The sequence below is a fragment of the Pseudoalteromonas sp. SR45-5 genome, from assembly GCF_014163565.1.
GTDB lineage: Bacteria > Pseudomonadota > Gammaproteobacteria > Enterobacterales > Alteromonadaceae > Pseudoalteromonas > Pseudoalteromonas distincta.
The window spans coordinates 1-8471 of sequence record NZ_JACJDN010000110.1 but is presented as its reverse complement, the minus strand read 5'-3'; the positions used below and the strand labels follow the sequence as shown (position 1 = coordinate 8471).

General features: G+C 42.3%; 8 protein-coding genes. 6 read left to right on the top strand and 2 right to left on the bottom strand.

The window, feature by feature from the left end; genetic code table 11:
- Window positions 1–533: deoxyribose-phosphate aldolase (deoC, locus tag H5072_RS06360; RefSeq protein WP_182693035.1), on the bottom strand; the 533-nt coding region annotated here is incomplete at its 3' end.
- 450 nt (window positions 534–983) lie between these two features.
- Between deoC and cysG the strand changes: the two genes are divergently transcribed.
- Genes cysG through cysQ form a run of 6 tightly spaced genes read left to right on the top strand, consistent with a single transcriptional unit; the run spans window position 984 to window position 7946 of the window.
- Window positions 984–2411, top strand: coding sequence for a siroheme synthase CysG (gene cysG / locus H5072_RS06355; protein WP_182693034.1), 1428 nt, complete (start codon window positions 984–986; stop codon window positions 2409–2411).
- 49 nt (window positions 2412–2460) lie between these two features.
- Window positions 2461–3360 carry a sulfate adenylyltransferase subunit CysD gene (cysD, locus tag H5072_RS06350; RefSeq protein ID WP_002958873.1) on the top strand — a complete coding sequence of 300 codons (900 nt, stop codon included), beginning with the start codon at window positions 2461–2463 and terminating at the stop codon, window positions 3358–3360.
- The gene (gene cysN, locus H5072_RS06345) at window positions 3360–4784 is read left to right on the top strand and encodes a sulfate adenylyltransferase subunit CysN (RefSeq protein WP_182693033.1); all 1425 of its coding nucleotides are present in this window, start codon (window positions 3360–3362) and stop codon (window positions 4782–4784) included. Before cysD ends, cysN begins: the two co-directional genes overlap by 1 nt.
- A gap of 31 nt (window positions 4785–4815) precedes the next feature.
- Complete coding sequence (locus tag H5072_RS06340; protein WP_182693032.1) at window positions 4816–6540, top strand: SLC13 family permease; 1725 nt, start codon at window positions 4816–4818, stop codon at window positions 6538–6540.
- A 32-nt stretch (window positions 6541–6572) separates the two neighbouring features.
- Window positions 6573–7166 carry an adenylyl-sulfate kinase gene (gene cysC, locus H5072_RS06335; RefSeq protein ID WP_007378439.1) on the top strand — a complete coding sequence of 198 codons (594 nt, stop codon included), beginning with the start codon at window positions 6573–6575 and terminating at the stop codon, window positions 7164–7166.
- Between the two features lie 9 nt (window positions 7167–7175).
- A complete protein-coding gene (gene cysQ, locus H5072_RS06330) occupies window positions 7176–7946 on the top strand; it encodes a 3'(2'),5'-bisphosphate nucleotidase CysQ (protein WP_024589584.1) in 771 nt (256 codons plus the stop codon).
- 112 nt (window positions 7947–8058) lie between these two features.
- On the opposite strand, the gene H5072_RS06325 is transcribed toward cysQ, so the two are convergent.
- Window positions 8059–8471 (bottom strand): hypothetical protein (locus tag H5072_RS06325; RefSeq protein ID WP_182693031.1); only part of this gene is annotated, 413 nt, incomplete at its 5' end.

Here is an 8471-nt window from a genome sequence, read left to right as displayed (position 1 = left end):
AGCGTGGCATTTACAGCCACTTTACCCGTACTGGTTTTTACAAAATCAGCACCGCCTTCAATTGCAAGTTTCGTGGCTTGAGTAATAAGCGCGTCAGTTTTTAGCTCGCCGCTTTCTATTATTACTTTAAGTTGCGCGCGCGACCCACACGCTTTTTTACTTTCGCTTACATAATTAAGTACAGTTTGAGCATCGCCCGCGATTAACTTTTTATAAGGAATAACCAAATCAATTTCGTCAGCGCCGCGCTCTATTGAAATAAGTGTTTCGTTAATTACATCACTCAGTGGTGCATCACCCGTTGGAAAGTTAGTGACTGTTGCGACTTTAACATGGTTAAGCTCACGCGCTGCGAGTGCTATTTTTGCATCATCAACAAAATCGCTATAAACACATACTGCGGCAGGCGTACCTAAGGTAGGATTTATGCTATCAACAAGTGCTTGAATGCTTTTGGTGGTATCGCTGGTGTTTAAGCTTGTTAAATCCATCAGTGCGACTGCTAATGCGGCATCTTTTTGGTGTTGTGTCATTAGAGCTCCGTTGCTTATGTAATACCAATTTTATTAAAAACATGATCATTTTAGCGTATTAAATAACGCACTAACTAGGTTAAAAACTATTTATATAGAACAACTATGTATCATAATTTTAGCCTTGTTATTGAGCTATTTTCTCGTCGCTATAATAGATCACTAATTTAATGCAAATGGTATAAGTACAAAATTTGATATGCCTCCATATTAACAAATTAAACTAAACTCGCTATAGCTCATAACCAAACACTATAAGCTGGTTATTTTACTTGTAACTCCGCGCAATCCCTTGTTAACTAGCTCTTAGGCCTAAAAAGCCCACCTATTATAACTTTTGGTTATATCAACTTGGTTTTAATTATTTTTTACTTATTGATAGCCACTATATTCTGCTTATCAGAATAAAGCGTTTTCTTATATTTGAATTTGTTTAGGGGTCTTATTAACGTGCAGTATTTACCTATCTTTACCAAACTCGACAACAAACCAGTATTGGTTGTTGGCGGTGGAGAGGTCGCATTACGCAAATGTCGCGCGTTTTTAAAAGCGAGAGCAAGCGTTACTTTAGTAGCACCTTGGTTTTGCGACGAAATAAAAGAGCATGCACATAATAATGAAGTAACGCTTATTGATGCTTATTTTGATGAATCGCACCTTGATGGCAAAATGCTTGTTATTGCAGCAACCGACCGCGATGAAGTAAACAACAACGTATTTGAACTTGCCAATGCCCGCAATGTGTTTGTAAACGTGGTTGATGACCAACCTAAATGTACGTTTATATTTCCATCCATTGTTGACCGTGACCCAATTACGATTGCTATATCAAGTGCTGGCACAGCGCCCGTACTTGCACGTCGCTTACGCGAAAAGCTCGAAACTCTTATTCCACATCATATTGGCCCACTTGCAACACTTGTCGGTGGCTTTAGAGACAAAGTAAAAAAACGCTTTAAGCATTTTTCAGACCGCCGCCAATTTTGGGAAGGCGTGTTCGACTCATCTGTTGTGAGTAAAGTACAAACCGGCGATACCCAAGCCGCACAGCAGCAACTAGAGCAAATGCTAGATGCAAAAGCAGAACCTGAAGGCGAAGTATATGTAGTAGGTGCAGGCCCTGGCGATCCAGAGCTTTTAACACTTAAAGCACTGCAACTTATGCAACAAGCCGACGTCGTCGTTTATGACTTTTTAGTCTCTGACGAAATTATGGAACTAGTGCGCCGCGATGCTGACCTTATTTGTGTAGGTAAACGTTTGGGCGATCATAGTGTTGTTCAAGAAGATACCAACCAAATGCTGGTCGACCTTGCTAAACAAGGCAAAAAAGTGTGCCGCATTAAAGGTGGTGACCCGTTTATTTATGGCCGTGGTGGCGAAGAAGTACAAGTACTGGCTGCTAACAACGTAAATTATCAAATTGTTCCAGGTATTACAGCCGCTGCAGGTTGTAGTGCTTACGCGGGTATTCCGCTTACGCATCGCGACCATGCACAAGCCATTCAATTTGTAACTGGCCACTGTAAAAAAGACGGTCAAGAACTTGATTGGCAATCGCTGGCAAAAGCAAATCAAACGCTGGCTATTTACATGGGCGTAATTAAATCGCCGCACATACAAGGCGAGCTTTTAAAACATGGCCGCAAAGCCGACACCCCTGTTGCCATTATCGAAAACGGTACACGTAAAAATCAGCGTGTAGTAACAGGCCAATTAGGCGAACTTGCCGACTTAATTGAACGCAACAGCATTATATCGCCTGCGCTACTCATTATTGGTGAAGTAGCCGCCCTGCACTCGCAACTAGCGTGGTTTGGGAAGAACGAGCAAACAAGCAGCTTTGCACAGCCGCTAACAGATGTATCAAATACATAACCGAATTTTAAATTTGTAACTTTTAATCATTTTAGTAGGACGACTAACAATGGCTTTAACTCACCTTCAGCAACTTGAAGCTGAAAGTATCAAAATCATGCGCGAAGTCGCCGCTGAGTTTGAGAACCCAGTAATGCTTTACTCTATTGGTAAAGATTCGTCGGTACTTTTGCACTTAGCGCGTAAAGCATTTTACCCTGCAAAAATTCCGTTTCCGTTATTACACGTAGACACCAACTGGAAGTTTCGTGAAATGATCGAGTTTCGCGACCGTATAGCTAAAGAATATGGCTTTGATCTACTGGTACACAAAAATCCAGAAGGCATTGAAATGGGTGTAGGCCCGTTTACGCATGGCTCGGGTAAACATACCGACATAATGAAAACCCAAGGCTTAAAACAAGCGCTAGATAAATACGGCTTTGATGCTGCATTTGGTGGCGCACGCCGCGACGAAGAAAAGTCACGCGCAAAAGAGCGTGTTTATTCGTTCCGCGACAAACACCACCGTTGGGACCCTAAAAACCAACGCCCAGAGCTTTGGAATACCTACAACAGCCAAGTTAATCCGGGTGAGAGCATTCGTGTTTTCCCATTATCTAACTGGACTGAGCTTGATATTTGGCAATACATTTACCAAGAAAACATCGAAATGGTGCCATTGTACCTAGCCAAAGATCGCCCAGTAGTTGAGCGCGACGGTACTTTGATTATGGTTGACGATGAGCGTATGCCTCTTAATGAAGGTGAAGTACCGCAAATGAAATCTGTACGTTTTCGTACATTAGGCTGCTACCCACTTACCGGTGCAGTTGAATCAACAGCAAGTACTTTAACCGAAATCATCGAAGAAATGCTGCTATCTACGTCATCTGAACGTGAAGGTCGTGTTATTGACCATGACTCAGCCGGCTCAATGGAGAAGAAAAAACGTGAGGGGTATTTTTAATGTCTAGCCAAAATAACGATACATTTAACGAAGTAAAAGAAATAGGCATAGACGCCTACCTAGCACGCCAACAAGACAAAAGCTTATTACGCATGCTTACTTGTGGCAGCGTAGATGACGGTAAATCAACATTGATTGGCCGCCTACTGCACGACAGCCACCAAATTTATGAAGATCAGCTAGCAGCCCTTCATAAAGATAACGAAAAAGTAGGTAATGCAGGTGAAGATCTTGACCTTGCTTTATTAGTTGATGGCCTACAAGCTGAGCGTGAGCAAGGTATTACCATTGACGTAGCGTACCGTTACTTTTCAACGGCTAAGCGTAAATTTATTATTGCCGACACACCTGGGCACGAGCAATACACGCGCAACATGGTAACGGGCGCATCAACAAGCGATGTCGCCATTATTTTGGTTGATGCGCGTTACGGCGTACAAGTACAAACTAAGCGCCATAGCTTTATTTGTGACTCGCTGGGCATTAAACAGTTTGTTGTTGCCGTTAATAAAATGGATATCGTTGATTTTGACGAAACCGTGTATGAAAAAATTAAGGCCGATTACCTTAAATTTGCTGAGCAACTTAACGTATCAAACATTAAGTTTGTGCCTATGTCGGCGCTTAAAGGCGACAACGTAGTAACACGCTCTGCACATACACCGTATTACACCGACAAGCCGCTACTAGAATTACTAGAAGATTCGCCAGCAGCCGAAACAGATACAGGCTTTGAAGCGCGCCTACCGGTGCAATATGTCGTGCGTCCTAACTTAAACTTCCGTGGTTTTCAGGGCACACTTACATCGGGCAAGATGCATGTAGGCGATGCTATAAAAGTATTACCGTCGGGTAAAACATCAAGCATTAAAGAAATTGTTACCTTTGATGGCAACCTAGACAGCGCAGAAGCAGGCCAAGCAATTACCGTTACCCTAAATAACGAGATTGATATTAGCCGAGGGGATGTAATCGTACCTGCAAATTCAACGGCCGCTGTTACTAACCAGCTGCAAGCTAAAATTGTGTGGATGCATGAATCGCCATTAGTGTTAGGTAAAAGCTATAACCTAAAACTAGGTAGCAAAAACACCTCAGCTATTGTTAAAAATATTGACTACACAATTGATGTAAACACGCTTGAGCACGGCACTAGCGACTCATTACAGCTAAACGAAATTGCGATTGTAACGCTTGAACTAACCGAAACTATTTTGGCAGACGAGTACCACAGCAATCACGAAACAGGCTCGTTTATCCTAATCGATCGCTTATCAAACCTAACGGTTGCTGCCGGTATGATTGAGCAAGTACTGCAAAGCCAAACAAAGCAAAGTAACTTTAGCGAATTTGAAGTTGAATTTAACAGCTTAGTACGCAAGCACTTCCCGCATTGGCAAGCGCTTGATATTTCTAAGTTATAAGTTAACTTTAGCCTGTTAGGAATTTAAAAGCATGGTAGAACAGCTCGTTTTAACAGGCATTATGCTTACCTTAGTCGGGTGCCTTTTTGGCACCCGTATTAATCCAGCATGGTTATTTGTAAGCGCTATTGGCACCAGCTACTTAGCAGGGCTAATCGATCTTGAAAGTATGTTAGTTAACTACGCTAACCCGTCGCTTATCACCTTAGTACTATTGGTTTTAGTGTCGACCGCAATAGAAAAAACCACCCTAATTCAAAAGTTAGCGCAATCGCTATCTAAAGGTAGTTTAGTAAAATCGGTAACAAAATTAGGGTTATCAACCGCCTTTTTATCGTCGTTTACTAACAATACTGCCGTTGTTGCATCGCTTATTACCGCGATAAAAGACAATCCTAATCACTCCCCTTCAAAGCTATTATTACCGCTGTCGTACACTGCTATTTTGGGCGGCACCATTACGCTTATTGGTACATCAACCAACTTAATCGTTAATGGCTTTGCAGTAGATGCGGGAATGGAACCGCTGGGCTTTTTTGACTTTACCTTAGTGGGTTTAGGCGCGCTAAGCGTAGGCCTAATTACCATTTTAGTAATGCTTAAATACTTACCCGACAACGGTAAAAGCGACCAAGAAGTCGTGCCTTTTTACCTAGAAGGTAAAGTACAAGTAAGCTCAAAATTAATAGGCCAAACCGTAGAAGAAAACGGCCTGCGTGATTTAAAAGACTTATTCCTTGCTGAAATTATTCGCGACGAGAGCCGCATTTGCGCAGTCACTCCGCAGCAAATTATTCAAAAAGACGACGTGCTGCTGTTTGTAGGTGACATAAAATCGGTGCCATTACTTACCCGTTTTGACGGTTTAAAAGTAGTGCACGAAAATCACCAAAAAGACATAGAACACTTAGTAGAAGTAGTCGTAAGTCAATCTTCAAAATTTATTGGTAAAACCGTAAAAGAAGCCCGCTTTAGAGAGCAGTTTCATGCAGCCGTTATTGCCATTCGCCGTGGACATGACCGCTTACAAGGCGGCCTTGGGCAAGTGCAATTACAAGCTGGCGACTCACTTATACTCGCACCAGGCAAAAACTTTTACACTTTGCCTAATTTAAAGCGCGAATTTGTGTATATTTCAGGGTTTGACTTACAAGCCCACCTTGCGCCTAAACAATCAAACATTGTGCTACTAAGCTTTGCCGCAATACTGGGTTTAAGCATTATTGGCATAGTGCCGCTGGTTAAAGGCTTATTAGTATTACTGATTGGCTTAATGCTCAGTGGCACCATAAAACTTAACGAAGTAAAACGCCGTTTTCCTATCGAGTTATTAGTGGTAGTAGGCAGCGCCATTGGCCTTGCTAAATTAATGATAGGCACCGGACTTGCCGGGCAAATATCCGACGCCATGTTTATGGTACTTGGGGATTTTGGCCCGTACGGCGCGTTTATAGCTATATTTTTAATGACCGTATTATTTACCGAGCTTATAACTAACAACGCAGCTGCTGCCTTGTCGTTCCCTGTTGCTTACTCGCTCGCGGTTGGTTTTAATGTCGACCCACTACCGTTTATTATGGCGGTTGCCTTTGGCGCATCAGCCAGCTTTATATCGCCATTTGGGTATCAAACTAACCTAATGGTTTATAGCGCGGGTAACTATCGCTTAAAAGATTACATAGTGATGGGCTTACCCCTTTCTATTATTTATTCAATCACGGTATTAACCCTGATCCCGCTGGTATTTCCGTTTTAGTACCTGCGCTCACAGCATAAGAGACTCTCACTATGGATGAAAATATAGTTTGGCATAACTACGCAACGACAAAAGCACAGCGTAGTGAGCAAAAAAAACATAAGCCCGCTATTTTATGGTTTACCGGCTTTTCAGGCTCTGGCAAAAGCACCGTAGCAAACGCACTAGAAGCGGCGCTTAATCAGCAAGGTACGCACACTTACCTGCTCGATGGCGACAACGTACGCCACGGTTTGTGTAAAGATCTAGGCTTTAGCGACGAAGACCGCATTGAAAACATACGCCGCGTAGGCGAAACCGCTAAACTAATGACCGACGCTGGCTTGTTAGTACTTACTGCGTTTATATCGCCTTTTAGAGCGGAGCGCGATATGGTGCGCAGTTTAGTAGACGAAGGCGAATTTATTGAAGTATTTATCGATACCCCACTGGATGTATGCGAAAGCCGCGATCCAAAAGGCTTATACAAAAAAGCCCGCGCTGGAGAGATAAAACACTTCACTGGTATCGATTCAAGCTACGAAGTGCCAAACAATCCAGAAATAATTTTAGATACAAGTAAAAACACCCTAGACCAATCGGTTACACAACTGATAACGTATCTAAAACAAAAGCACATAATATAGGTTAACCCCATGAATCAAACCGAACTGCTAGAAGAAACGCTCATCCTTGCCCGCAAAGCAGGCCAAGCGATAATGGGAATTTACGAAAAGGATTTTAACGTTGAGTACAAAGCCGATGAAAGCCCCGTAACCGACGCCGATTTAGCAGCTCATAAACTGATTGTGGCAGGACTTCAACAGCTCACACCTGATATTCCAATACTTAGTGAAGAAAACGCCGACATAAGCTGGGATGTACGCCAAACGTGGAAAAGCTACTGGTTAGTTGACCCAATCGACGGCACTAAAGAATTTATTAAAAAGAACGGTGAATTTACCGTAAACATCGCCCTAATTAAAAACGGCATTCCTATTTTAGCCGTAGTAGATGCACCTGCCCTTGGCGTATCGTACTTAGCCGCCGAAGCCATTGGCGCATTTAAAGATAAAGGCGATGAGCGAATTGAGCTTAAGGTAACTACCAAACCTAACAAAGGGTTAATTCGAGTTGTAGGCAGCCGCTCGCACCCATCACCCGATTTAGCCGAGTTTGTGAAACGCTTTGATGAGGTTGAAATGGTGTCTAAAGGCAGCTCACTAAAACTGTGTTTAGTCGCTGAGGGCAGCGCCGATATTTACCCGCGCTTAGGTCCAACTTGCGAATGGGATACAGGCGCAGGCCACGCCATCGCCGAAATAGCCGGTGCAAAAGTCACTAAGCTTGATGGCAGCCCGCTTATTTATAACACCAAAGATGAATACTTAAATCCGTATTTTATTGTAAGTGCGATAGAAGAGTAAGGTAGTTTTTAGCGGTTAGCTATCGGTTGTTAAAAAGACAAGTGATAGCTTTTACTCCTTGAGTCATCAAGCAGTGTTTAGCAAACGGTGAAAAAGAAACAAGCCTTATTAACTACTTACTAGTTTTTAAGTACATCATACTACCTTTAAATACATCAAATAACTCACAATGAAACTTTTGAAGATTATCAATTAGCTCCTCAATTTCCCTTAGATTACGAGTAAACTCGGGGTTTGATTCTTGCATATCAGGTAATGAATTAATTCGCATTAAGTTTAGCCAAGCTGATGCATCAGAGTCTACTTGAAATAACCAATCGGTAACAATACCGTCAAAATAGAAATCAGCTAGGGCAAGTGCCTCTTGAAGCTCGTCGTACAACTTATCATCGACCACATGATTTATATCAACACTACGCAAAAACCTTTTTACAACTATATAAATATGCAATTTATTTGAGTTACTTTCACGCTTCTCTTTATCAACATTAAGCTTCCACTGCTGGTATGCAATAAAGCCTACTG

Bases quoted from the DNA above. Each gene is read 5' to 3' on its own strand.
- cysD (WP_002958873.1), top strand. From the start codon at position 2,461: ATGGCTTTAACTCACCTTCAGCAACTTGAAGCTGAAAGTATCAAAATC.
- cysN (WP_182693033.1), top strand. From the start codon at position 3,360: ATGTCTAGCCAAAATAACGATACATTTAACGAAGTAAAAGAAATAGGC.
- H5072_RS06340 (WP_182693032.1), top strand. From the start codon at position 4,816: ATGGTAGAACAGCTCGTTTTAACAGGCATTATGCTTACCTTAGTCGGG.
- cysC (WP_007378439.1), top strand. From the start codon at position 6,573: ATGGATGAAAATATAGTTTGGCATAACTACGCAACGACAAAAGCACAG.
- cysQ (WP_024589584.1), top strand. From the start codon at position 7,176: ATGAATCAAACCGAACTGCTAGAAGAAACGCTCATCCTTGCCCGCAAA.